The organism is Prevotella sp. P6B4 (assembly GCF_000619985.1).
Classification (GTDB): Bacteria; Bacteroidota; Bacteroidia; order Bacteroidales; family Bacteroidaceae; genus Prevotella.
In genome coordinates this window covers 18,664-44,823 of the sequence record NZ_JHVE01000006.1, presented here as the reverse complement: position 1 = coordinate 44,823, position 26,160 = coordinate 18,664, and the positions used below count along the sequence as shown (strand labels likewise).

The following is a 26,160-nucleotide window of genomic DNA, read 5'->3' as shown; positions in this document are numbered from 1 at the left end:
CTAGGAAAACCAAATAGAGGCACAAGACTTAGCCCACGCGCCTTGACAGCACGTGTGCTTACTTGTCTGCCTCCATTATTTCCTTGTTATTGAAATTTCCTAGGTTTCAACGTGAATAGAACAATAGCAGAACGCTGTTTATCTCATAAGAAAAGATCTCCTGCTCCAATGCTTTCGCACAGATAGCAATTGCAAAGATACGAATTATTTTCCGAGTTTATAACGGTTTACCACAAATTTACACATTATTTAATAGAAAGAACGTCTTTATGGTAATTATGTCATCAAAAAGGAGCACCAATCACACTAATTGTTCTCACATTTTCATTTTTATGCCATTAAGGTTTAACATTTTTGTTTTTTGCATACATAATTAAGTAATAAATGATAATTTTGCAATAAAAAAAATATGGAAGAGAACAACCCACTTCATTTCCCACAAAAAATGCTAGACATGTTTGCCGAGATTGCAAAGCAGCAAGAGGCACAGGTTCGACAATGTAAAACCATGTTGGCTGGCTTTAAAGCTACAGGTGAGACAGATCTTGACTATATGGACTCATACATGGATAGTCTTCATGACTTCATGGAACAAGGTGGTGATGCTGAGTCCTTATATCTGGAATACATAAGTCATATTGCCACTTTCAACCCACTAAAGGCAAAAGAGCTCAAGGAAAATCTCGAGGAATCACTTGGTTACAAGACGGAGATTGCATATGCTGCAGCTTATGTTGCTCGGAAAATATGCCAAGCGGAAAGAGGTGATGAAGGTGATGAATTCTTCAAGTCACAGTGCTGGCGCGTGGGCAGTCATGGACATGACTGGAAGATTATGGTAACTGGTTTTCTATATCATGTAGTGGAAGACCTGGATTACGATGCTCATAGGCTGATACAACTAACCAAAGAGAAACTGACAGAGTGGATGCGCGAACCAAAGAACGATTTCTGGAGATACGACTTCGACGAAGAAGAACTAATGCCGTTTGCAGGTGAGAAATGTATTCCACCTACCGAAAAGGAATGGAACGAACTGATTGACGCACTCAATCTGCTAAATGAGAAAACTGCAAAGGACAAGAACTCCTATCTTTCCCGTTTCAAGGACAAATACTTGCCTATAAAGGTAAAAATCGAAGACCTTGAGCATCAACCTTCTCGCAAAGAGGAACATCACCTGTTCCTACAGATGCTTTGGGATTACGTTGACAAACAAGAGCATGACCAATTAATGAATGGGGGCTGAAGAGATGTTTCAGTATTTTGTCAGACATCTTGGTAACATTTTGTATTATCCAGACCGGATATTCTTCAGTTCATCACGATGTTCTTTGATGAAAGCAAGGAGCATTGCGTTTACCAGTTGCCGGATATTGAGTTTTGCATCCGACTCAAACTTGATGCGTTCAATCTCCCGTTTCACATCTTTGAATAACCAGACGCATTCCCCATGTTCCGAGACGTTTTTGAACTCGTCCAGATAGTGTGTAAAGCGTTGCCATTCGGTGGCATCGGCTAACGGTTCTATGATGGGGTTATTCCTCACCTGTTTAGTGAGATCACTCATACCACCTTTTGGCAGTTCAATGCTAAGCTTTTTCTTTTCCATAGTCGCATTATCTATTAATCATAAACTCACATTATCGCAGAATAGATTTCACGATAAATCGAAAACTCCCATATACTGCATGTTTCAGTGGAAGCGGGACGTTGTAGGTGTTCACTCGCTTCATCTGTGCCCGATAGCCAACAGGCGGGGTAACGATGCCACTTTTGCCAAATTCAGCATCCATTTGCTTCCATAGTTCCAACTCTTCACGTGTTCCCATTCGGGCATCAACCTTGTTTGGCACAAAGAAGATTTGGTCATTCATCTGTGGATTGAGTTGTTGAAGTCGATTAATGACCTGAATAAAAGTTCGGGTTGAGAATAACGACTTCGATTCGTACTCAAATGGACAGATGATGTAGTCGGCATAGATGAACATCGGTGCCAAGCCATCGTCTTTGATGGTGCCCGGAGCATCGAAAAGCACAAAGCCGTCTTGTGACTGAGCATTTTCCATCAACAATTGCATCGTCTTGGGGTCGCTGACCTCAAAAGATTGGATGCTGTATGGTTCTTCTTCTCCAAAGGTCTGCTTGTCCTGCTCACGTTGCAGGGTGGCGGACTGTTGGAGATCGGTGTCAATGATGCAGACATCTTTCTTCCAATACGCCAGATAGTCTGCCAAAAGGATGCAGAGCGTGGACTTGCCCACTCCGCCCTTCTGATTGGCGAAAACAATGATTTTGTTCTTCTTCGATTTCATGATTCTATTATTTTGTTAGTTATCACAAATGCTACTTTACTATTTATAACGAGCACGCTTCTGGTTCTCGGCCTTAACCACACTATCACATTTATGCTTGATGACACTTTCATATTCGTTTATAGTCGTATGGATATACTCCATGTCGGATGGCACTTTTGTCTCAAACAAACTATCGACCCAATTCATTGTCAGCGGAGCAACATTCGCAGCCCTGATATAGCGATACTTCAAATCTGCTTCTTGAAGGCGATTAATCTCATCTTTTTTTCTCATATCGACATAAATGAGCATCGCCATCATAGCTCCGTATATAAGGAATACGAAGAAAAACCACACGTGGCGTTTAACGAACAACCAGCGGAATAAGTGCTTAGCCCATTGGTTAGAAGCCCAATAGCGAGTTTTTGCCTGGAGTTCGCCAAACTCAGCCTTTAGATTCGCATATTTGGCTTGCATGTCGCCATACATACGAACCAAATATTTAGCCCGTTCATCAGCATCCTTTCTGGGAATCACCTCCTCAAATTTTACTGGTTTTAGAGTTGGACTCAGGATATTGTTTAGTTTGGTCAGCTCACCTGAAAGTGTATCAAGTGAGGTTTTCATTGAAGCAACATCCTTCTGTTGCTTGTTATTCTGCTCGATAAGCTCTGCGAGCATCACTTCAGTAGAATTTAATTTATCCATATAAAAAATGTTTATTGTTAATACTATCGGTGCATACCGCGCTGCTTCTTGCGGCGTACACCATATTCATCAATATATTCATCATCGGCAAGGTCATCAGAATTACTATTGCCACCACCTCCTCCAGGAGAAACACTAGGCTCAGTAGGAGTTGCCATCATAGCGTTGGCTATGCCAGAAGCAATAGTACCAGCAGCATTTGTTACGCCTGAAGCTACGTCTGTTAGTAGATCACTGGCAACAGAAGCACCTGAATGGAAACTGTCAAAAGGCTCCGGATCATAGGGATGTCCATCGTTTTCAAACGAAGTCTGCCCGCTCAGAGTATTTTTTCGCTGCGACTGGATCTCGTAATCATAAGAATCTCCATGACCGAAACTGCCGTTAACAGTTTCCCTTCTCTGGTGCATCTCATTCTGGCGTAAGACTGTACTAATCTTGGAATAGCTGTACTTACGATCAACCTTGGAACCATTGAAACGGAGTCCTTCCTTTTCAAAGACAACACCTTGAATGGCTGTTGTCGTTCCCCGGCAGGTGAAAGAGACTGTAATACCCTGTTTCGCAAGGGACGTGCGCAATTCATCCCAATTCCTACATCTTGGAACAATTGCTTCCAGAGCATCATAGATACGATACTTCACGGCATCAGCTCCACGAAGTCTGTCACGATGCACATGATCTTTGCCGTTTGCCAGATGAAGGTGATACTTCTCGGTCAAACTCCTACAGATTTTTGCGCTCCGTACTCTATCATTTCTATCTGATATCATCTTGCCATTGTTGCCAATGCGGTTGAAAATGATGTGGCAGTGAGGATGTTCACGATCATAATGACGAGCTATTATAAACTGAGTATTCAAGATATTCATCCTCTGCAAATAATCCTGCGCCACCTTAACCATAAAGTCATCACTCATTTTGTCAACGTCTTCAACAGAGAAGTCGAGAGAAATATGCCCAACCATCACCTTAACATCTGGCCGCAGTTGACACTGAAGACGGAAAGAGTTAATGATGGACTGTTTGTCATTCGCCAAGACACCCCTCGAATCCAACAATTTTGCCTCCTTCTTATCCTGCATGACATAACGGACAGCACCGCCAAAACTATGCCCCTTAGTTATCTTTGCCATCATAGAGAATCTTCTTGATAAGGTTATTTACTTGCAGTGCATTCTCATGATAGAGTGCTGCGTCTTTGCTATAGCCAAAAGTGTTGGCTTGGTGGGCCAATTGATTCTGGTTGTTGCCAATACCTGCCAACTGACGATAAAGCTCCATTTGCTCTGGACTGATGCGTTCGACAACATAGCCCTGCAACAGTTTCTGCCGCTGATATTCAGTCAGCGACAAGCCTGCCTGCTTTGCCTGGTTCTTCACCATCACATAATTCTTTGTGCCTAACCGGACTGGAGGCAACTTATATTTCTTCTTGTCTATCGTAGCCACCCTGGGGCGACCACCTTTATTCTTTTCTGCCATAGTTTCAATCAATAATTAAGTTAGACCAATGGGATGAAAACGCGTCCCATTGGGGAAATAGTGGGGTTTTGAGCAACTCAAAACATAAACTTGCTCCCTACAAAACATCACGATACCTTACAGAGAGACCAGACTGGCCTTTGTTTGGGTTTGAATATTGTCTCTCAGCAAATCAGCAATGTCGATTTTCATCTGGCGCTGCTCAGGTGTAGCAACTTTTTCCAGATAATCACTGACCTGAATTTGCCATCCAAGATGATTTAACTCATCTGCTCTTTGCCTCCATTTGTTGAATGCCAAAGAATCCGGATCTGTATCAGGATAGAAAATGACAAGCCGATTTTTAACAACCTCCATCCTTTCAGTCTGCACATTACCCATTGAGCCTGTTGCCAACCAAAGTAGAGATGGAAGGAATAAGGAGCAGATGATAGCCGTCTTTTCACTCTCAACAATGCCGATAGTTTTGCCAGCGTATTGAGGGAGTCGGATAAGATGCTCTCCAAATAGAGTCTGCTTTATTGTGTACTCTTTGGGGAGAAGTCCTATCGTTGACAATTCCCTGGGAATACTTATCGGATTGAAGAAACGGTTACGATGCCCATCAGCACCATAAGCCATAACTTTGCCATAGCGGACGATGTTATCCTTGTCAACATACCAATAGATCGTATGATGTTCGCGATTCATTCCCAAATAGTAGAGCCTTGCAACATCAACCACATGGTCAACTCTATCCGCAAGATTTCTTAGATAAAAACCAAAATCTGATGACAGAGAATAATCGAGGCTGTTGGTGAGATAGACACTATCAATAGAAACCAACGGTGGTATCGGACAACTCTCGATTTGGTGAGTTGCCACTGGTTGAAGAAGGGCCACCTCTGAATCCTTCACATAATACTTATTGGTATCAATGCCATGTTGCTGACACATATATATAAAGGAGGCAATTCCAATACGGTTGCTTGTACTAAGTGCATTTCTGAACTTTCGCTCGCACTCAGCAGCATTGTATTTCTGACTGAGACTGCTGATGGTCTTAAAAATGTCGAGCCCATCCCTCCCAAGATTGGAGAGAGCAAAAGCCCCCTTAGTCCAGTCGTCAAACGACTCAAACATATTGATACCCCGTCTGACCACCTCATTGGCCAATGCGTTATAATCGTAGTTATCCATTTGCTATTCCCTTTCGTTTTTCATATCTTGCAATGAATTTTGACACACCAGACTTGTCCTTATAGCCTATAATCTTGGCAATTTCATCAAGTGTGCGTCCTTCCGACTTCAATTGCATAACCAGTTCATATTTGTCATCCACATCTCCAGATTCCGGAACCAAATTCTCATAAGGGACACGTTCACCTGTCTCATGGAAAGTAAGGTTCTCTGAGAATTTGAGCTTTATGGATTCTGTCTTATAGTCTGCAGACAAATAGTTTCCTTTCACGCAGCACAGATGCTTGACAGTCTTATCTGCCACATCACTTCTGAGTTCCAAAACCAGTCGCATCTTTGCCTCGAATGCCTGGCTACCAAGAAGATTATGCTTACTCGGCATGAAGTTCTCAGTACGTTTACCACAATGATGTAGGAAAATAATGAGACACTGATATTTGTTGGCCAACTGGGAATACTGATTAAGAAACATTCGTACCTGATTACTCTCATTCATATTTCCAGTATAGAGGTCTGAGAAACAGTCTATAATAACAAGATCTGCTGGATGAACCGCCAATCGCTTATCCAATTCCGCAATAACATTCTCACTCTCGAACAAGAATCGCAAGTGTCTTAATTCTGTTGGGTCAATATTTAGGTCTATATTCTGCCTACAAAGAAGATAAGCTGTTGCCGTCTCATCATCTTCCGTAGATACATAATAGACAACCCGACGACTCACATTAAGTCTCATTCCAAGGAATGTTGGCAATGCTGCAGCTACAGAAATGCCCATTTGACGAAGCAGAGCAGACTTTCCCGTATCAGAACTGCCTGCTAGACAACCTAATCCAACCTTGGGGAAGATAGGCTCCACAAGTGTTGGGATTTCGTGAATCTGTTTCTTCAGCAGCATCTCACCAGTGATTTCACCAGACAACTCAGCGGCAGAAACAAACTTTGACTGCATCTGTTGCTGTTCTTCAGTAATACCTTGTACATAATTCTCCATGATAGCATTACTTTCGGTTGTACTTGGCCAGTTTCCCAGACTTCATCAGCAGGTTTACCTCAGCTTTAGAATAGAGATTCTTGCGTCCCACCTTTTGGCTTTTCAACAAGCCTGACTTCTCAATTCGCCACAAAGTAGGATATGCGATATGCAACAAGCCGCATATCTCATCACGATCATAGTAACCTTCATCATCAGGTTTACTCACACTCTCCTCGATCTTTCTTTCATCGAGGCATCTGTTTACAGCGGCATAAACGACTTCTGCCAACTGTTCTTTTTCAATTACAATAATGTTATTCATAATCCAATAATTTATTTGTCCAAAACTAAGGGACAAAGGAAGGTCCCCGAACTGAGTCTTTCTCAATTCGACGGCAAAATTATTGGATTTTTATGGGGTAGGAAATGAAACTAAGGCCAATTAATTGGGATGCACGAATTAATTGAATTGATTGAATTAATTAACCTCTATAGAGGTTTCTTGAACTATATTTCCTGAAGGCATATTTATTTCTCGAAATATCTCGATGAAATCTGAAATTTTCTTTCTACCAGAGGCACATTCGGGAGGTACTATGCCTTTTTTGTTATACGCCTCAAGTTTTTTATAATTTTCGTTCATAACCTTATAGCCTACTATTGTTTTACACTTTTTTTGTAACATACCCCAGAACATTCTCACCCCACCGTTGTCAATACACATTATAATATTAAGATGTTCCAAAGCGACTGCTAATGCTGCCAGTTCTTCGCCTGTGGAGCACTTAATAAGTTGATCTACAATCTTCTGAGTATAGGTTTCTGCTTTACCTTGATTTCCTGTGCTATATTCAATGAAGGCTTCCAAAGTTTCTTCTTTCAGGTCACCAAACTTTGGCTTTCTTCCAGGCTTGCCTTTCTTATTCTGAACATTCTCGGCTTGCTTTATTTCATCAGAATCCTTTTGTTGAGACGTTTTAGATTCTTTCTTTTCCCCAATCTCCTTTTTAATAAGACCTAAGAGTTTTTCCATCTCATCATCTTTTAAGAATAATGGTTTCTTGCTCTGTACAGAACGCCAATAATCCTCATCCTTTAATCCTGATATAAGGCTATTTCTGACAATTCGACAAAGAAGTTTGTTGAGACTCTCTTCATAATTACCTTTATCAGGATAGGATATCACTTTGTTAATGATACATGTATGAAGGTCGCCCAATATAAGCCAAGCTACAATTGCCTTTTTTAACTTATTGCGTTGGGCAAGTGACTTGATTCCGAAAAATATATCGTTACCTATAACCGATGCAAGCATTCCTAATAACTTGTTGAAGCCATATTTTCCAAAATAGGTTTTAAAGAGATCATCGCAATCGCCCAATTCAATATCTTTTGGTAGGCCCGGAATCTGATTCATGGCAAATACGTAAACATGCATATAAGTAGTAAGGGTTGCTTTCCTGCTCTTTATAGCATGAACATATTCATTGTAAAAATCAATATGGTTTTTCTTCCATTCCGCAAGTTCTTTTTTATATTCTTCTATATTCATTGTGATATCCTGTTAATTTGTTTTCTTTTCTATTTCCACTTTTCCAATCGTATTTCTATTTCTCGCTTCGGGAGTCGAGTGTTAATCTTGAATAGAGCTTCCAACTTCTGTGAGGCTTCGTATGGTGGAATCAGATTGTGTTCTACAAGTTGGTCAAATACGTATAGTATTCCAGAAACAATAATGCCTCGTTCTTCTGCCCTATTACGTAACTGTCTGTCACCTGTCAAAATCCTGCAGTTATCAAGTGTTTGGGCATAATAGATGACAGTAGAATCGGTTAAAGTCAGATTTCCACCACACTCGATATTGAACTGATATAGATTGGGAATACTTGTTGCAGGATAGTCCTTCACAAAAAGAATTCCCTTACTAATCAGTTGTTGTATCACCTTCTGTTGATCGGGATGGGTGATTTCATTGATTACGAAGTCAACAGTATGCACCCGTATAGGCAACTGAAAGAAATCATCTAACAGGCCGATATCGTACAAATCCAAGAAGATATTTGTATCGTTGATTACAATCTCCATTATATTATACCAGCTCTAACTGTTCGCGGACTACGTAGATTGACTCATTCAGCAACTCTGATGCCTTGGAAAAGCTTATCAGTTCAGATGCCAAGGCACGATAAACCAGGCTACTAAAACGATTAGACTTTTCTTCGTGGAAGGTGCTCTTCTCAACCTGTTCCCTGAATGCTTGATTCTTGTTCTTTGTAATACAAAAATATTTATAGCGCGACTCGCTAATTATGCCCAGCTGCTTTGCTTTGAACATCTGAGCTTCTACTGATATACCATAATTAGATTGAATAGCCCGAAGTTCGTTCAAAGAAATGTCGTGGCGAGATACGCCCAACAATTTCTTAAATACATCCTGAGATATCAGCATTTCGTTGGCAAATAGATTGCAGAAGCGCTCAACATCCTTCTGGGGGAGAGCGTCATCAAAGTCAAGCAACAAATGTCCCAGTTCATGCATAGCGGTAAATCGCTTACGTTCGACTGGGAAGTTCTTGTTCAGTACAATGATTGGCTTATGTTCACCAATAATACCACTCAATCCGTCAAAGGTATCTGGTGCATCCATCTCAATAACCTTCACGCAGTGGTCCTCCAACATCTCTATAATATAAGGTATACCGTCTTGTCCCAACTGCCATGCAGCCTTTAGCTGTTCTGCAATGCGACATACATCAGAAGGAGCAATAACAGCGTTTTGCAGAATCGGATTGATGAAATCGGAACTGATGCCCAAGATCTCTTCCACCTCAATATACCTCTCAATCTTGTCACGAATCTTTTCCTTGATGGCCTTTTCTTCTTTCACGCTCATCTTGGACTTCTTGCGAAACTCAATCTTATCAAGCGAAACTGTAAAGGGGCGCAAAAGGTAATCGGGCCTAACATTCAAAGCATTGGCAAGGGCAATGAGGTTGGTTGAGTTTGGCAACATCTTACCAGACTCATACTTGGATATCGTTTGCTTCGACACTAAGTTGTTCATCTTAGCACAAAGATCATCCATAGACATGCCATTGATAACCCTGGCATTCTTCAGTCTTGCTCCAAATACATTTTTCAATTCCATAGTTCCATCTGGTTTTTGGCGACAAAATTACAAATAATTCTCTAAATTGTCAACCAAAATCAGAAAAAACTAATTTGAACTGATGATTTTTAACACAAAGCAAAGCTTTCTATATAAAACTTCCCCCAACTCTGCAATTTTTCGAGTTGGGGGAAGAGTTTTACATAAAATCATTTATTGAAAGGTGCTTATCTCATTCTTGGGAATCATTTTTCTCTTTGACCAGAGCTAGTGGTTTTACTTTTTGTTGCTTTTCCCATTTTGTGGCAGCTATAACATCTGCCACTTGTTGAGCAGAAATAGTGTCGCATTGATAAGGCAAGCTCATCTCGTTGCCCACTTCATCATCACAACAATATTTATTAGGGATTGGTGAGATACTGACATAGTCTGACTCTTTGGCCATCTTGAGTAACCGACTGGTTTCATCACAAACGACACCTACCCCAGCACGCCAGAAGGTTTCGAGCATATTGACAACGTCATTAGAGAAGCCATAGACACAAAAGCTTAAATCCAAATACCAATGTCCATCAGGAACAGGAAGATCCTCATCATCCCAACCTTCTCCTTTTTTCCTGGGGACGAGATGCACTCTTGCATAGATAACATCCATGTTGTGATAGTGGGTATTCTCCTTGTCCCATTTGAGAAAGTCTTGCTCGCTATCAAGATTAAGCCCTTCCGTCTCTCTTCCTTTGCTACTATGATTTCTAAAGACCTCCTCGTCACTTTGCTTATCAAAAGAATACTTGGATGTTGGCGTAATTTCGTCTTTGACACGGTATGCTTCATAAGCCATACGCCAGAATCGCATATAGGTCCGTAAGGTCATCTCCTTGCAAGACCATAGGGGAAGAGACTTAAAACCAGATACCACTTCTATCACATGTTCAGGATTGGCAAAGGTGCGATATGTAGGGCAAATCCGGTTCAAATCAGCCCTTTTAATTCGTCCGTTACGTTTCGAATAGGGCAAATGCTCCTCAACATACGCATTGTATTCGTCAGGATGTTCACATATCTGGTCCACTAAAGCTGTCACATAAGTCTCAATCTTCTTTAATGGCTTTGAGACATTTCCATAGACGGAATCTGGCTCCCGTTCCGCTCCTACATGATGAGCACTTCGTAAATCAATGAATCTCCAATGGCGATTAGTAAGTACCAAGTAATGGAAATCTTTATAATGGGCAGAGAAAATCTGATACCAGTAGTTACCATTTTTGTCTGCATCATCGTCACGAAACCGTTTCTGAGGTGCCTTTAGTTCTATCCATAGCCTGCGACATTCATCGTCACCCATAACTTCCAAGCGCTGCATAGTTTTCTCAATTCTGAGCATCACTTCAAGTGAAGCATCGTCAATCACGACACCATTTAAATCACATACGTCGTCAAGACAGATAAGATCTTGAAGGTCATTGTATTTCAATACCGGCAAATTCTTCATACATCAGATAATATTCTATACTCATTAGAGAAATCCAACTCCATCATGCAATTGATAAGAGAAATACAAAACTGTACAAGAAGTCCATAATCGCCCCATCTTTCACCCGTTTTGGGGTCTGGGTCCGGTTCATAGGGAAGAAGTTCCTCTTTATGGTTTTTCAAGTACATCAACCCTTCAAATACTCCATGTAGGTAGTCTACCGATGCATTTTCAAATCCATGTTCTTTGGGTCTCCATAGATAATCGTATAACGTCAATTCTCCTATTGGAACATGATCCGCCATCTCTGTCATGTTGTGAGTGATATTTCCATGCCACATATCATCGGTCTCATAATCGAATTCTTTGATGTGGCTAATATCCGCATCTGGGAAATACTTCGTTACCTCTGCCAACGATTCTAACTCACGGGTACGCCCCTTTTCTCTAACATACACACCTGTTCCATGTTTAAGGATTGGTGTTTTTGATTTAATGTGCAAATCTAAACTCATAGCAATATTATTTTATGAATGATCAATAATTCTTCATCCAAGTAGTATGCAAAAAATGGAAATGTTAATTCTTAAACTCATAAATTATTTCTTCCAGCTATTAACATTTGGTGATTTTACATACATAACTATGAAGTTAAACAAAACAAAGAAGAAAAATGAAAAAGAAACAAAGAAGTCCTATTCATGCTTACAAGCGCTTATTGGCTAATGACCACGACTGGGATTATGCTTACCTCATTGCATTGGAGAAAAAGAAACTCCAGCGAATGCGAGAATGTATCAAGGAAGAGCATCATCTAGCGAACAATGAATTTGTGGTACGGGACATTGGTATCTGTATACGTCTCATTGACATCTTCATGGAAAATGATGCGGTATATAGCACATGGCTAGACCGTTCTTATTCGGGTACCCGATTGAGATTCCGCAAACTGGAAGATGGCAATTACGAGTTAGTGGATGATGATAGAAAGCCATTGGCTGACCTCCCCGTTTATGTAAACGTCAGAAATGAAAGGCGCTACTTTCGTAGCACTCCAATAAAAGATGCATTATCAGAAAACAGACGAGATTGGCCTATTCACCTTAAAATCAGCCTTCGAAAACAAAAGGCACTGCATTTATACCATCTTATTAGAGAGTACAAACTTTTTGACTGGTGGGACTAGACTAAAATATAGATAACAAAAGAAACTTGCTTATGAAACCTGACTTTACAAATTTTAAAGGATTGTCGAAAGACCCCATCCTTGAGACAAATTTTGAAAATGAGCTTCTGATGAGCCAATTGATAAGTGAAATTCGCAAGAATCCTGATCACATATCTTTGACCATGACAGGAACAGGGCTAATGGAATTAATCAAGGCAGTCCAGCAAGTCATTTATGAAGAGATTAATGAAGAAAAAGCGAACCAGCAAGATTCTGACATCGAATTGATAACCAAGCAAGATGTAATTGATAAACTTCATGTTAGTTCAACTACTCTTTGGATATGGGAGAAGAGAAAATATCTGGTACCTGTAAAGATTGGCCGAAGGATATTCTATAAAAGACGGGATGTAAACAACTTAATGGGCGGGAAATAAGACAAAGGCTATCAACATTTGCCAACATAATGCTGTGTCCCATCTTTTTTAAAGATAAACTGTTATCCATAACACGAAATGCCCCTATTCATCAAAAAATCATAAAATAATTGCAGAAATTGGAGTTTTCTTTTGGAATTTTGAAAGAAAACTCTTATTTTTGCAGAAATTTCACAAAAAAGCGAGTTATCTTTATGATTATCCAATTTTCTGTTGAGAATTTCCGCTCTATTATGGAGCCAGCCACCCTGTCGTTGGTAGCATCACCACTTAAAGATGCTCGCGTTGCGGCAGAGGATGTGATGTTCGACATTGACGGAATGGATGTCAGCCTCTTAAAGAGTGCTGTCATTTTAGGTGCTAATGCTTCAGGCAAGAGCAATGTGATAAAGGCCCTCGATTTCTTCAAGAGCTATATTATTGATTCCTTTAAGAATCTGCAAGTTGGGGAGGAGATTGGCGTTGAAGCGTTTAAACTGAATACAGATAGTGCCAAGGCACCCAGCTCTTTCGAGATGATATTCATTCTGGATGGGTACCAATATCGTTATGGCATGGATGTCAGCAGGGAGTCTGTGCATGGCGAATGGCTGTATAGGAAAGCCTGTCGTAAGAGAGCTAAGGAGGTGGAACTGTTTTACCGTGAAGGAGAGGAAATGAAAGTCCATACATCTTTCTCAATCGCTACTGACTTAGTGAACAGGAAGATGATTCGCAACAATGCCCTCCTACTTTCTGCCGCAGCTCAGTTTAACGACCCTACTGCGGTTCAGATTATCAACTGGCTTGTGGAAACAACCATCCTTACATGCTCTGACGAAGAAAGGATGTGGAATATGGCCGTAAACCATCTTGACGATGTAGAGATGCGGTCAAGAATCGTGGAATTTTCCAAGTTTGCCGACTTGGGTATTGAGGATATAGAGAAAAGTGACAATCATATCCTTAGCCGACATCTGCAGTATGACACAAATGGAGTGGCAAAAGGTGAAACCAGCTTCCCTTTCCTGAGCATGGAATCGGAAGGAACCATCAAGTACTTCTCTATGGCTTACCCTATCATCAAGGCTCTTGACAACGGATCGAGACTTGTCATTGATGAGTTCGACTCCAAACTGCATCCGGTTCTGACAAATCGGATTATCTCTCTGTTTAATTCTCGCGAAACCAATCCACGAAACGCTCAGTTGATACTAACGGCACACGACACCAACATCCTCAGTTCTGGTTTATTCCGTCGTGATCAAATCTGGTTCACCCAGAAAAATCGATTTGGAGCCACCTCACTCTATTCCTTGTCAGACTATAAAGTCAGAAGTGATGCTCCTTTCGAAAAGGATTATCTCAGTGGAAAATATGGAGCCACACCCATTATCGGTAATCTGGAATCAGTATTAAGGAGGGCAGAGTGATGGCACGCAGACAAAACCCCAAGATTGAGCGTACACTCAAAAGGACAAGCAGCCTAAGGCTGGTTAAACAAACCTTCCTTATCGTCTGTGAAGGAGAGGTAACTGAACCAGAATACTTCAATTCCTTCCGACTGACATCTGCAAACGTGAAAGCTATTGGAAAGGGTATGAATACCATTTCGCTGGTTAAAGAGGCAATAGCCATTAGGGATATCGAGAAGAGAAGAAGTCGAAACTACGATCAATGTTGGGTCGTATTTGACAAGGATGATTTTTCTGACGGCGACTTCAATGCCGCTATACAGATGGCACAGACTAATGGTTTTCATGTGGCATATAGCAACCAAGCATTTGAATATTGGTTCCTGTTACATTTCAACCTATATCAAGGATCCATACACAGAAGTCGCTACGGTGAGATGCTTTCCCATCTGCTTGGCTTCAGATACGGTAAGACAAAAGGGGACTCCATGAAAGTCTTCAATGTCATTTACCCGAAAACTCGTATTGCAATAGACAATGCCCAAAAGATACTGGAATCATTCGATGGCAGTAATCCAGCAAAAGAAGAGTCGTCAACCACCGTACATCAATTGGTTGAACAACTCCTACAGTTCATAGAGTAAAGATGAACCTACAGTTTTCTACATAGCCATCATTCCTGGTATCAACCATCGATTAAGTTTCACCCAGAATCGTACAATACTTATTCGGGATTGTTCTGGGACGCTTGGTTCATGAACAACAAATCCGCGTTCTTCAATATATTGGCTGCGAAGTTCTTTAACGGCATCACTGGTTTTTAGTGTATCAATGCATTGTATGTAGTAATCGAATAGTATGGGATAAAGATTCGAGAAATCATCATAAATATGTCTTGCCAAAATCTCATGCTTGTCATCAAGCCGCAATGACTCTCCATTTAACAAGCACTCCCTAAAGCGTTTTACATTGCTCCTCATATGGTGAAGGGTTACACGATATGAGATGTAAGACATACCAAGTGCTTCGGCCATCTGCTTATCCGGAACTGCTTGCTGTTCATTGAGAATGGTGAGGAGTGATCGGAGAAATATAAAACGTCCTCTCGGATAAAACACCTGCAACGCATAGGCTATCAGTTGGGAGACAATATGAATCTTGATCTCTCCATCTGCCGACGAACTTTCTGTTAGCAAAGAGATCTTCTCACAATCTTTATCAACAAGGGGAATATGGGACTCAGCCTCAGACCTATTGTTAAGGTAGTTACGGAACGTGTTCAACAACCAACTTTCAAATGCCTCTTTTTTCTTGATGCGTTGAAGTGCCTGATATGGCGTGTGGCCACTCTCACGAATGTAGATAAAGAAGTCATCTAACAAGTCATCAAAATCGTCATACAGATTATGGCTATAGTCTTGATATCTTTCGAATAGCAGGTGCTTCAGGCGTTCGTGGAGCAAATAATACATAGCCTCGTCGTCACCTTTCAATATAATATCTACAAATTGGGGTATAGGAATGTCGGCATAGTTGACAATTTCCATTGAAACAGTTTTCTTCATGCAGTTGACTAAAATTCGCAAGTCATCGATTTTATTTCAATATTTCGTTATAATATTACGTTTTTGGCTATTAAAATCATCTAAATGCAGAATAATTCCAGTCCGAGACGTTCTTCTATTAATGAAATCGTCTTCAACGTGAAGTTCATCTTTCCGGAAAGAATACTGCTCACATACCGAGGAGTGACTTCTAATTTCTCTGCGACGTCATTACGTGAGAGATGATGATTCTGCATATAGTCCATGATAGTGCAAGCTATACGCTGGGACTGTTTTAGCCATGATGCGTTTTCTTGTCTCCATTTGGCATCGTCAACGAACGTGGAACGATCCCCTGATTGATGTTCCTCCAAAAACTTTATTGCCTTTGACTTCATATTTGTTCTATTCTAATTGTTCTTTTATATGGTTGACAGTTGAAAACACCTTAGAGATTTCTACTTGTCAACACGTTTTCTCGCTTCCATTGCTGCCTTAATCTTGTCGCCTACTCTTTGGGCCTGCTCCGATATACCTATGCGGATGTAGCCCTCAAAGTTCTTCTGCGACTCATGGCCTGTTATGCTACGCAGTTCCAGGTCTGACAGCACACCTAATTTATATAGGTTGGTGGTTCCGCTCCTTCGTGCCGTATGTGAACAGATCAGCTCATATTTGGCTCGCACGACTTCACCATGCTTATTCCGTTCCCAAAGAGGGGATCCATTTCGAATCTTGGCCCACTTATCCAGTTTGTGAAACCATTTGCGTTCGTTTTCGGAAAACTTGATACCATCCTTTTTCTTCTTCAAAAGCTTTTCGTAAGTTTGTTCAGATCGCTTTTCCACGCCTGTCAACACCGTTACGTACTTCTCACAAAAAGAAGGTACCGTTTTTGACAACTCATAACCAACAACCTTAATCTTCAAATTCATTTTCTGAGCAGTAATATCCGGAAAATTATAGTTATACTTCTCACAAAGTTCATAGACACGATCATCGAAAATAGGCACTTCGACCTTTTTCCCGGTTTTCTTCTGGGTCAATGTGATCAGCCCACTTTTATTATAGGTGATGAAGTTCTCTTCGCGTAACTTACAATAGTCACTATAACGCTGGCAACTGAAGTAACCAAGAAGAAAGATGTCACGTACTATCTCATTCTCGCCAGTCAGTTCCATGTCGTACATGGCATCAATCTCCTCGTCAGTCAGGTATATCTCTGCTCGCTTGTCTATCTCTTTTATCGTCCTGTCTTTCCAAACTCGTAGGGAAACAGCATTCTTGTTGTACCCTTCCATAGCTGCGAGGTTACAGAGTTTGCGAAAACAAGAAACCTTTTTGTTGATGGTATTCGGCATATAGCCTTGTTTCTGAAGATAAAGCGTGAATCTGTCAGCAAAAGGCTTGTCAATATCTTCAAAAGAGATATCCTTTTTACAATACTCCTTTAGGTTCTCACCGAAAGCTTTCCACACGACAACTGTACCAGAGGAGTAGTCTGAGTTATCGCCATGACGGATGGAACCATCAGAAATACCTGCAATGAAATAATCAAAGAAACCCAATACTGTTTCCCTCGATTTGGCAGTAACAACCTTGGCTGTTTGCTGGATTTCCTCTACTGTCCCATGGACAACCCGTGACAGGGCTTGTTCCAACACAGGCTTATCCTCCTTAGATTGCACTTTGTTTTCAGCATAAAGTACATCAATGGTTTTCATAACCTCTACTTGAAGATCATGAACGCGTACACCTTCGTCAGTTCTCTCGTATCGTTGCATAGCCGATAGACTCTTCTGGGCCTTCGTCCATTCCTTTACGTCAACCATGATACCAGTACTCACACAAAACAGGATTCCCTTGCGTCGAGTTCTGACATACAGGGGAGCTTTGCCATCATTTTTATTAGTTCTCAAAAAGAATTGCGACATAATATTGTGATTTTGATGGTGCAAAGATACATATTTTCCATGAAAGTTGTAGCCAATTTGTAGCCATTTTTTGAAAGTTAGCGAAATTTTAACTTTTGAGAACTTTTTGTCTCAATTCAGTAACTATCTGTATTTTAGTTTCTTACAATTTCCAAAGGTTTCTAACGATTTCATCTTCTTGAATCCAAGCCCATCCTGAAGCGCTTAAGTCCCAATCCCAAGGTTGGGACTTTTTTTATGAATAAGTTTTGTTGATTCGAATATTTGTTATATCTTTGCAGGCAGTTATTTAGGAAACTATAAATATGCCTAGAAAGAATAGTGGAATGTGGTATGAGGTTCACCCTACGCCAGTGAAAGGCGCAGATGGGAAGAACTTGGTTTATGTTCGCCCCAAAAGCGGACTGAAGATCGATATGAAGGAGTTGGAGGATTACTGTGAGGGAATGAACTATTCGCGATATGGTGAGCTTCGTCGTGCCTTCGATGCGTTTATAAGAGCGGCGGGAAGATTCCTGGCCGAAGGGTATCGTATTGATACACCCATCGGGTCGTTTGCACCAAGATTGGTTCTTACCAAGCAAATAACCGATGCCAGAGAGGTTAAGGATCGCGATGTACGCTTGGAGGGTGTTGAATATAATCCGGGTAAACTTTGGGATAAGGAAATCAAGAAGTGGTTGAGTGGATTCCGTCGTTATCATAATCCTGATACACAGGAACTTATGGCTGATAAGGAACAATTGGAGCAGATCATGCGAGGCGTTGTCCAGCGCACTGGCTATATTACTGCAGGTATGTTCTCGCGTGTTTCGGGTCTTACGCTCTATTCCGCCCGCAAACAACTCAACTTATGGACTCTTGGAAAAAATCCCAAACTGCTGAAGACACAGATGGGTAGAGAGCATATCTATACAGAGGTTTAGGATGCTTGAATATGCTTTGATTTGCCTATACTCGAATAATCGTTTGCGTATAGGCGCACAGCCGTTTGGGTATAGCCGAATGATCGTTTGCGTATAGGCAAACGATAAATGAGTAGGCTACTTGTACCTGTTAAGCTTACTATTTGTACCTGTTTTCCTTAGGTTTTGTACCCCGAAACCTAACTACTTATTTTTTCTTCTTCCTGGGATTTGGCTCAGGAAGATGTTTGCAGGTTTCTTTGACCAGGGCGGAAAGGTAGCCGTGATCATCTACATCGGCGATGTAGAAGTAAGGCTTGGCGCCTGGGTAGGGTGGGCGCAGGTCGATAACCTTCAGCATCTCACGTACGGCATCGGTGGGTTTCAGATAAAAATGGTCGTCGCAAATCAAACCGAATATCTTGCCATTGCAATAGATGCCGTAGTCGCCAAACATCTTCTTGGCTACAATCTCGCCTGCCCCACTACACTGGTCGGCGATATACTGTACAAAATCTGCATTACTTGCCATTGTTTATTCCGCTTTTTTTTGCGCAAAGATAATAAATTCATTCAATAATGCCTCTTTTTGTACACATAATTATTCTATAAATCCATTTTTTTTGTATATTTGCAGCCTAAGAGAGAGAATATATAATGATACGTAGCATTAAACACATAGCTTTCGCTTGTGCCGCAATGTTGCTGGTGTCGCTGCCAATAAGAGCCGAGAAATTTGTATTTACTACTATCTGGACGGCTCAGGCGCAGTTTGCCGGCTATTACGTGGCCAAGGAGAAAGGGTTTTATGAGGAACTGGGGCTCGATGTGGTTATACAACACCCGTCGCTCACCAGCTCTGCTTCTAACCGACTCAAAACCAACCAATGCAATGCGGCTATGTTCTCGATGATGTCGGCCATGGACTTCATTGCCCAAGGCACACCTCTGGTCAACATCTTCCAGGACTCTATGAACAGCAGCAACATCCTGGTATCGCGCTGGGGCACCCATCCGCTCACGATGAAAGGCAAGAAGGTTGGCATATTCAATGCCGACCCCAACTATCTGACCTATATCATGAGCAAGCACGAGGGCATGGACTACAAGTGGGTGCGCTTTACGAGCGACATCAACGTATTCCTCTCAGGGGCTGTTGATGCCACCATGGTAGTCAGCTACAACGAGTTCTGCCTGCTGAAGCAAGCCGGATTCCCCATGAGTGAGAACAGCATATACCGGTTCAGCGAGCACGACTACAACATACAGGAAAACGGTGTTTACGTGAAGCGCGACTACTTCGTATCGCACCAATCGGAGGTGACCCGTTTTGCAGCTGCCAGCCGCCGTGGATGGGAATGGGTAGCTGCTCACCCCGACGAGGCACTGGAGATTGTGATGAAATACGTGAACAAGCATGGGATACACACCAACCGGGTGATGCAGAAACTGATGCTTGAAGAGGTGTTACGCCAGCAGATAGACCGTGAATCGAAACGGCGCGAATTCCGCGTACGTCCGGATATGGTTAAAAAAGCCAGTCGGCTGATGATGGAGGCAGGCATGCTGAAACGTGAGGTTACCTATAAAGAACTGATGGGACTATGAACAAGGAACGGTTTTACAGAATCTGGAACTATTACACCCAACGCCAATGGAAGTTTGCTGCCCTTGGGCTGGGACTCCTCGTTGCTGTATTGCTCGTTCTGCACTTCAGCCGCCAATACATGCGTCATCACGCGATGGACGAGGCTGTAAGTGCGCTTGAGCACGTGATGAACTATACCGACAATCGCATTCATGAGATTGAAGCTGCTACCGACAGTATTCTCGTAGAGGTAGAGCAGCATCTGGACAACCCCGACATGATGTTCGAGCTGAGCAGGCAGTTACTATCAAACCATCCCGATCTGAAGGGCTGCAGCATTGCCTTCGAGCCCTACTTCTTCAAGAACCAAGGCCGCTACTTCTCGGCTTATTCATACAACAACGGCAACAGTATAGAAACCGAGCAAGAGGGCGACGACGGCTACCAGTACTTCTATATGGACTGGTATCTGATACCCTTCCTGCTGGATCACAAATACTGGATTGAGCCTTTCCAGGAATCAGGAACCGATGGTATTCAGGTGAACGACGTGATGACATCCTACTGCCAGCCTATCTACAATGCCAACGGTAAGCCAGTGGGAATATTGTCGGCCGATGTACCGCTGAAGTGGCTATCCGACCTGATACTATCAGAGCACCCCATGCCGCACTCCTACTGCATGCTGCTGGGACGAGGCGGGTCATACATCGTACACCCCGACAGTACGCGAATACTCTACGAAACCATTTTCACTTCAACACTCGAAAAGGCTGATACAGCCCGCATCTCATTAGGCAGAGCCATGGTTGATGGCGAGACAGGCTACAAATCGTTAGAGATTGACGGGCAGCAATGTCATGTGTTCTACATGCCCTTCCGTCAGACGGGCTGGAGTATCGCTATGGTATGCCCCGACAAGGTGATACTCTACAACTACTTGCGCTTACTCTGCATACTATTACCAATCATCATACTATCACTTATGCTCATATTCCTGCCATTCTGGCGATGGTTGCATCGTCACACCAAGTTACCAGCAGCAAGCATGATCCTCATCACGCTCGCCTTGGCCTCGTGTCAATCAGAACAATCAAACACGGAAGTCAGCAAAGACCAACAGTCGACCCAGTCTACCAGCGAGAGCGAATATGAACTCGCCGAGAAGTATTACGATGCCAATCAGTTCCGTTCTGCCATCATCTACTACAAGAAAGCTGTTGCCAACGAGGATCTGCTGCATACCAGTCCGCAAAAATACTACGACTCATTTGTAGGACTGCACACTTGCTACAGCAACATCAACAACCTGCAGGAAGCATTAGCAGCCGCAACCAAAGGCTACCAACTGGCAAGCAAAGACACCACAATTATTGGGCGCGACATGGCAAACAACCTGCTCATGCAGATAGGAATCAGCCAGCTGAAACTATCGCACGCCAATGAGGCTGCAAAGACTTTCGAACAAGTACGCCGCCAGACAGAGGAACTGGCTCTTGCCCATCCCGAGAACGGCATGCTGCAAGAGAGTTGCCTGCTCATGGCCTCCAACATCATCAACGGCTACTTGAACCGCCACGAATACAAAGCCGTAGAGCCCTGGCTCAGCATGATGGAGCAAGCCCTGGAACGCTATGCCGCCACCGATGTTGAAACCGAGAAATACGAGCACTATCTGGCCTCACTATTATGCAACAAGGCGGTGATCTACGCCAAGACAGGAAGAAAAGAAGAGGCCGATGTGGCTTATCGCAGCTATATCGCCCTGCCCTACGCACAGACATACTACGGCATATACAACCAGGCCTATTATCTTGAAATCACCGAACAGTGGCAGAGCCTGCTGGATATTCAGCTACGTATCGATTCAGCCGAACTGGCTGCAGGCATCCCGCCCACCCTCGACTTCCTGATAGAGAGCCCCGCCACCACCTTCAAGGCACTCCTCAAGACAAACCGCAAAGAAGAAGCACTGCAACGGGCCCAGCAAATCATCAGCATGCTCGACTCTGTGAAGAACTATCAGCACCAGAGCGACGCCGAAGAGCTGGCTGTTATTTACGAGACCCAACAGAAGGAAGCCCAGATAGCCCAGCAGAAAGAGGACTTGAACCACCAGCGCATGATTGGCGCCGCCATCGTATTCGTGCTGCTGATAGTCTTCCTGGGAGTGCTCCACGCCATGTATCGCAAACTGCGTAAAGCCCACGCTCAGTTGGAAATAAGCTATCAGAATCTGGTAATTGCCAACGAGAGGGCTGAGGAGTCATCAAAGATGAAATCGAATTTTATCCGTCAGATGAGTCACGAGATACGCACTCCACTCAATATCCTAAGCGGATTCACCCAGATCATCACCATGTCGGATATGACACTCGATAATAACACACGACAGGACATCAACACCAAGATCATGGAGAATACAGACCGTATTACCGGCTTGGTAAACAAGATGATAGAACTGAGCGATGCCAACAGCACAGCCGTCATAGAGCGTACCAATCAGGTACTGGCCATAGAAGTAGCTGCAAAAGCTGCTGATGCCAGCGGCGTGAGCGAAGCCGCCCATGTAGCGTTCGACATGAAAATCACCCCCGAGGTCGAGACATTGATGATTTCCACCAACGAAAATGCAGCCGTTCGCGCACTCACCATGATTTTAGACAACGCACGCAAGTTTACACGTCCTGCCGAGGCCAAAGGCGATGCATCTATTGAGAAGCAGAACGTCGTGCTCACCGTAGAGCGGAATGCCGACTTTGTCAGCTTCATCGTTGAAGACACTGGTATCGGCATCCCCGTCAACGAGGCGGAACACATATTCGATGAATTCGTACAGTTGGATGAATATTACGATGGCACCGGTATCGGACTCACCATAGCCCGTTCGCTGACACGCCGATTGGGAGGCGATATCGTACTCGATAGCTCCTATACCACAGGCGCCCGCTTTGTAATGACACTACCGGTCTAAGTTGTCAAGATACTCACTTGGCAGCACGCCAAACTCCTTCTTAAAGCATTTGGCGAAATACTTGGGGGTATTGAATCCCACTGACATCGAGAGTTCCGTCATCTTGATGTTAGGCTTTTGACGGAGAATGGTACAAGCCTCTTTCAATCGGATGTTATTGATAAAGGCCGTTACATTCTCACCTGTCAGCGCACGGAGCTTATTATAGAGCGTTGACGATGACACGCACATATCGGAGGCAAACTGCTCGCGATCGTAATCCGCATCGTCAATATGCTGCTTGACGCAGTCAATGGCTTTCTGAAGGAAAAGCTCATCAGGCGAAGAGTGCTGCTGCTCTTCTACTTCCAGCACCTTGCGGGCACCTTCGAATTGTTTCATCACCATCATCTCACGGTAATGCAGTAACTCGTTCACGCGCTGCTGTAATCTCGCCTTACGGTTTACACGCGCCTTATACCACTCTTTTGCACCATAGGCAGCTGCTGCCAGCAAGATGACATAGACAAGGTAAGCCCACCACGTGCGATACCAGGGCGGCAACACACAAATCTCAATAGAATAAGGCATTTCAACGAGGCGCCCATAGCTATCGACAGCACGCAATTGCAGATGATACGTGCCTGGAGGCAGGTTCTGATAGGTAGCCACACGACTTTGGGCGTCAGTATGATGCCAATCGCGGTCGTACCCCTCCAGATAGTAAGCATAGCGGCATTGTTCCTGATTCTGGTAAGCCAACAGCGCAAACTCTATCGAGAACTTACGCGCATCCGATGGAATCGAGATTTTTCGCGAATAAAAGGGTTGTTCGTCAGATACCCTGTTCTGCCACAGGGAATCATACCAGCGATAGGGCTGATCATCAACAAGCAGCTCTGTAACCACCAACGATGGCGCAGCACCCTGTTGCCACCTTTCCACCTCAGCCGCATCGAAAGAGAAGAAACCCTTGGCGCTACCATAAAACAGCTCCTTACCATATCTGAAAGCACCATTCGACGAGAAGCTGATGGCCTCAATACCATCTTCCATATTATAATAGGTGGTAGTTCCCTCCTTGTCTGAAGGCGTAAATCTTACCAATCCCTTATCTGTAGAAAGCCAGATTCTGCCATTCAGATCGCCTTGGATAGAATAAAGGCCACTCATACCGATATAATAACGGTGATTAACTGGTTCAAATTGATCGGTTTCATCGTTTAAAAGGAAGAATCCACCGCTATTTGATATCGCCCACACCCGATGGTTGGCATCCTCGTAAACGGCAGTAGCCTCGTCAACAGGATAATTCCCTGCTACAGGCGCATACTGGTGATATACAAACGATCGTGCATCACTCAGCTTGCCGCTGATACGGATAATACCCTGTCCTTCGGTGGCCACCCATAGTCGATGCTGATGGTCCTCATGCACCGATAGCACATGGCAATCGCTGAAATCGCGCCCACCTTCGTTCAACTTGAGCATGCGACCTTTGGATTCGGAGAAAGCAATACCGATACCATTATTCAAACCAACCAGAACAGCACCGTTCGGCAAGGCATGAAAAGCATTCACCTCGCTATCGCTGAAAAAAGGCACATTACCACGAACCAGCAAACGAGCAGGTTCACCCTCCTTCCATATCAGAACACCACGCGAACTGGCCATCCACACAGCCCCGTCAGGGCGCTCAATCATATCAGAGAAGGTTTGAACATAAACACCATGCTGCCCATCCTGAAGCTCCATACCTGGAATCCGGTTATTATAGACCACCTGATTTGTTTCGCGGTTATATAACGCCAATCCGTAAGGCTGCAGTCCCAACCAGAAACGTTTTCCATCAGTTGTAAACACCCGCTGGATACGATTTACAGGCAATTCGAGCCCTGCCGGGTCGAGATTATAGAAACGGAAAGGCGATGGCTTGGTGCTTAGATGCACAATACCATTATTACGGGTAAGCGCCCAAAGATTGCCCATACCATCAGTAACCAGATCATAACAGAAGGTCAATATCGGATAGTTCTCCACATCAGCATCATTATCAAGGTCAACACGTGTCAAGCCCTCAATACAGCAGCCCCATACAGCATGACTCACCGAGTCTTCAACTAAGCGATGGAAAGTACGGAAATCAGTGCGCCCTTCATTCATCTTATGCATGCCTGGTGCCGCTTCGTTCTCCGGGTGGTCCAGCCGCACAATACCATGCTCCCAGGTACCAATCCAAAGACGTCCTCGACTATCCATCAACATCGTCTGAACAGTATTACGCTCACTTAAGCGCGGATAGCTCACTATTTTGCCACTCTTCTTGTTCAAGCGCAGCAAGCCACCCTCCCACGTACCTATATATATATTACCATGGGTATCCTCGGCAAACGAGATAACGCCTGCCGGCAGACGGATATCGGTGAAATCATCCTTTTTCTCATCATAGCGCGACACACCTGCATTCGTTCCTGCCCATACTATACCTGCTGCATCGGTATAAAGCGCATTAATCAGTTTGGCATTGTCACCACGCAGATGATAGGTCTTAAACAAACCAAGTTTCCGGTTATAATGAGCCAATCCGTCACGAGTGCCAATCCAAAGTCCGTCATGCTGGTCCTCAGTAATCGAACGTACATAGTTATTTGGCAAGATGCCTGGCGTATAAGCATGGTTACGATAGGTCTTGAAACTGTACCCATCGTAGCTACGGAATCCCTGATCAGTTCCCACCCACATCATACCATAGTGGTCGAACATCAGTTTACGTGCTTCCTCAATACCCTGAATGGGTGTCTGCGACATAATTCTGAGCGACACACGGCATGCCTGGGACACTTGACAAAGAGTCAGAAGAGCTATAGTTAGTAAAAGTAATCGTCTCATCAGTTAGATATCTTTCTGACTGCAAAGATACAAAAGTTTCACAAAAACCCCAAAAAAAAGGCAAAAATAACAATTTGTTCCCCATAATTAATGATGTTGAGACATTGATATAAGTCAATA

26 protein-coding genes are annotated in these 26,160 nt (G+C 43.2%); 8 read left to right on the top strand and 18 right to left on the bottom strand.

Annotated features, from left to right (window positions below; translation table 11 throughout):
• Positions 1-445 precede the first annotated feature (445 nt).
• Complete coding sequence (locus T491_RS0105395; protein ID WP_155950045.1) at positions 446-1,249, top strand: hypothetical protein; 804 nt, start codon at positions 446-448, stop codon at positions 1,247-1,249.
• A 45-nt stretch (positions 1,250-1,294) separates the two neighbouring features.
• On the opposite strand, the gene T491_RS0105390 is transcribed toward T491_RS0105395, so the two are convergent.
• From T491_RS0105390 to T491_RS0105330, 13 genes are all read right to left on the bottom strand, one after another.
• Positions 1,295-1,612, bottom strand: coding sequence for a hypothetical protein (locus tag T491_RS0105390; RefSeq protein WP_028902982.1), 318 nt, complete (start codon positions 1,610-1,612; stop codon positions 1,295-1,297).
• Between the two features lie 31 nt (positions 1,613-1,643).
• A complete protein-coding gene (locus tag T491_RS0105385; RefSeq protein WP_036915387.1) occupies positions 1,644-2,315 on the bottom strand; it encodes a ParA family protein in 672 nt (223 codons plus the stop codon).
• A gap of 39 nt (positions 2,316-2,354) precedes the next feature.
• A complete protein-coding gene (locus T491_RS0105380) occupies positions 2,355-3,005 on the bottom strand; it encodes a hypothetical protein (protein ID WP_028902980.1) in 651 nt (216 codons plus the stop codon).
• A gap of 23 nt (positions 3,006-3,028) precedes the next feature.
• The gene (locus tag T491_RS15765; protein ID WP_051522988.1) at positions 3,029-4,144 is read right to left on the bottom strand and encodes a relaxase/mobilization nuclease domain-containing protein; all 1,116 of its coding nucleotides are present in this window, start codon (positions 4,142-4,144) and stop codon (positions 3,029-3,031) included.
• Positions 4,125-4,490 carry a plasmid mobilization relaxosome protein MobC gene (gene mobC, locus T491_RS0105370; RefSeq protein WP_036915383.1) on the bottom strand — a complete coding sequence of 122 codons (366 nt, stop codon included), beginning with the start codon at positions 4,488-4,490 and terminating at the stop codon, positions 4,125-4,127. Before mobC ends, T491_RS15765 begins: the two co-directional genes overlap by 20 nt.
• Positions 4,491-4,607: 117 nt before the next feature.
• A complete protein-coding gene (locus T491_RS0105365) occupies positions 4,608-5,669 on the bottom strand; it encodes a DUF6371 domain-containing protein (protein ID WP_028902978.1) in 1,062 nt (353 codons plus the stop codon).
• The gene (locus T491_RS0105360) at positions 5,662-6,663 is read right to left on the bottom strand and encodes an AAA family ATPase (protein ID WP_028902977.1); all 1,002 of its coding nucleotides are present in this window, start codon (positions 6,661-6,663) and stop codon (positions 5,662-5,664) included. Before T491_RS0105360 ends, T491_RS0105365 begins: the two co-directional genes overlap by 8 nt.
• A 7-nt stretch (positions 6,664-6,670) precedes the next feature.
• Positions 6,671-6,967 carry a DNA-binding protein gene (locus T491_RS0105355; protein WP_036915381.1) on the bottom strand — a complete coding sequence of 99 codons (297 nt, stop codon included), beginning with the start codon at positions 6,965-6,967 and terminating at the stop codon, positions 6,671-6,673.
• Between the two features lie 156 nt (positions 6,968-7,123).
• Entirely contained in the window at positions 7,124-8,197 is a 1,074-nt protein-coding gene (locus T491_RS0105350) for a DUF6043 family protein (RefSeq protein WP_028902975.1), read from the bottom strand.
• 29 nt (positions 8,198-8,226) lie between these two features.
• A complete protein-coding gene (locus tag T491_RS0105345; RefSeq protein WP_036915378.1) occupies positions 8,227-8,730 on the bottom strand; it encodes a hypothetical protein in 504 nt (167 codons plus the stop codon).
• 4 nt (positions 8,731-8,734) lie between these two features.
• On the bottom strand, positions 8,735-9,793 hold the full coding sequence (locus T491_RS0105340; RefSeq protein WP_051522987.1) for an ImmA/IrrE family metallo-endopeptidase: 1,059 nt from the start codon (positions 9,791-9,793) through the stop codon (positions 8,735-8,737).
• A 193-nt stretch (positions 9,794-9,986) separates the two neighbouring features.
• Positions 9,987-11,246 carry a hypothetical protein gene (locus tag T491_RS0105335; RefSeq protein WP_028902972.1) on the bottom strand — a complete coding sequence of 420 codons (1,260 nt, stop codon included), beginning with the start codon at positions 11,244-11,246 and terminating at the stop codon, positions 9,987-9,989.
• Complete coding sequence (locus T491_RS0105330) at positions 11,243-11,743, bottom strand: hypothetical protein (protein WP_028902971.1); 501 nt, start codon at positions 11,741-11,743, stop codon at positions 11,243-11,245. Before T491_RS0105330 ends, T491_RS0105335 begins: the two co-directional genes overlap by 4 nt.
• 158 nt (positions 11,744-11,901) lie before the next feature.
• Between T491_RS0105330 and T491_RS0105325 the strand changes: the two genes are divergently transcribed.
• The 4 genes from T491_RS0105325 (at position 11,902) to T491_RS0105310 (ending at position 14,871) form a co-directional block, all read left to right on the top strand.
• A complete protein-coding gene (locus tag T491_RS0105325; protein WP_028902970.1) occupies positions 11,902-12,414 on the top strand; it encodes a hypothetical protein in 513 nt (170 codons plus the stop codon).
• 32 nt (positions 12,415-12,446) lie between these two features.
• Positions 12,447-12,833 (top strand): AlpA family transcriptional regulator, encoded by a 387-nt coding sequence (locus T491_RS0105320; protein ID WP_028902969.1) that lies wholly within the window; start codon positions 12,447-12,449, stop codon positions 12,831-12,833.
• 194 nt (positions 12,834-13,027) lie between these two features.
• A complete protein-coding gene (locus tag T491_RS0105315; protein ID WP_028902968.1) occupies positions 13,028-14,245 on the top strand; it encodes an ATP/GTP-binding protein in 1,218 nt (405 codons plus the stop codon).
• The gene (locus T491_RS0105310) at positions 14,245-14,871 is read left to right on the top strand and encodes an RloB family protein (RefSeq protein ID WP_028902967.1); all 627 of its coding nucleotides are present in this window, start codon (positions 14,245-14,247) and stop codon (positions 14,869-14,871) included. Before T491_RS0105315 ends, T491_RS0105310 begins: the two co-directional genes overlap by 1 nt.
• An 18-nt stretch (positions 14,872-14,889) precedes the next feature.
• On the opposite strand, the gene T491_RS0105305 is transcribed toward T491_RS0105310, so the two are convergent.
• From T491_RS0105305 to T491_RS0105295, 3 genes are all read right to left on the bottom strand, one after another.
• Positions 14,890-15,792 carry a hypothetical protein gene (locus tag T491_RS0105305; RefSeq protein ID WP_028902966.1) on the bottom strand — a complete coding sequence of 301 codons (903 nt, stop codon included), beginning with the start codon at positions 15,790-15,792 and terminating at the stop codon, positions 14,890-14,892.
• An 80-nt stretch (positions 15,793-15,872) separates the two neighbouring features.
• Positions 15,873-16,028 (bottom strand): multiprotein-bridging factor 1 family protein, encoded by a 156-nt coding sequence (locus tag T491_RS18240; protein ID WP_369699744.1) that lies wholly within the window; start codon positions 16,026-16,028, stop codon positions 15,873-15,875.
• Between the two features lie 201 nt (positions 16,029-16,229).
• Positions 16,230-17,690: a site-specific integrase gene (locus T491_RS0105295; RefSeq protein ID WP_197018802.1), complete on the bottom strand. Its 1,461-nt coding sequence runs from the start codon at positions 17,688-17,690 to the stop codon at positions 16,230-16,232.
• A 320-nt stretch (positions 17,691-18,010) separates the two neighbouring features.
• Between T491_RS0105295 and T491_RS0105290 the strand changes: the two genes are divergently transcribed.
• The gene (locus T491_RS0105290; protein WP_028902964.1) at positions 18,011-18,631 is read left to right on the top strand and encodes a hypothetical protein; all 621 of its coding nucleotides are present in this window, start codon (positions 18,011-18,013) and stop codon (positions 18,629-18,631) included.
• 187 nt (positions 18,632-18,818) lie between these two features.
• Here T491_RS0105290 and T491_RS0105285 read toward each other — a convergent pair whose 3' ends face one another.
• Entirely contained in the window at positions 18,819-19,142 is a 324-nt protein-coding gene (locus T491_RS0105285) for a TfoX/Sxy family protein (RefSeq protein ID WP_028902963.1), read from the bottom strand.
• A gap of 125 nt (positions 19,143-19,267) precedes the next feature.
• Between T491_RS0105285 and T491_RS0105280 the strand changes: the two genes are divergently transcribed.
• A complete protein-coding gene (locus T491_RS0105280) occupies positions 19,268-20,218 on the top strand; it encodes an ABC transporter substrate-binding protein (protein WP_028902962.1) in 951 nt (316 codons plus the stop codon).
• Positions 20,215-23,172, top strand: coding sequence for an ATP-binding protein (locus T491_RS0105275; RefSeq protein ID WP_081773253.1), 2,958 nt, complete (start codon positions 20,215-20,217; stop codon positions 23,170-23,172). The genes T491_RS0105280 and T491_RS0105275 overlap by 4 nt, the downstream gene beginning before the upstream one ends.
• On the opposite strand, the gene T491_RS0105270 is transcribed toward T491_RS0105275, so the two are convergent.
• Entirely contained in the window at positions 23,161-26,040 is a 2,880-nt protein-coding gene (locus T491_RS0105270; RefSeq protein WP_081773252.1) for a two-component regulator propeller domain-containing protein, read from the bottom strand. The two genes, T491_RS0105275 and T491_RS0105270, sit on opposite strands and share 12 nt — an antisense overlap.
• Between the last annotated feature and the right edge of the window lie 120 nt (positions 26,041-26,160).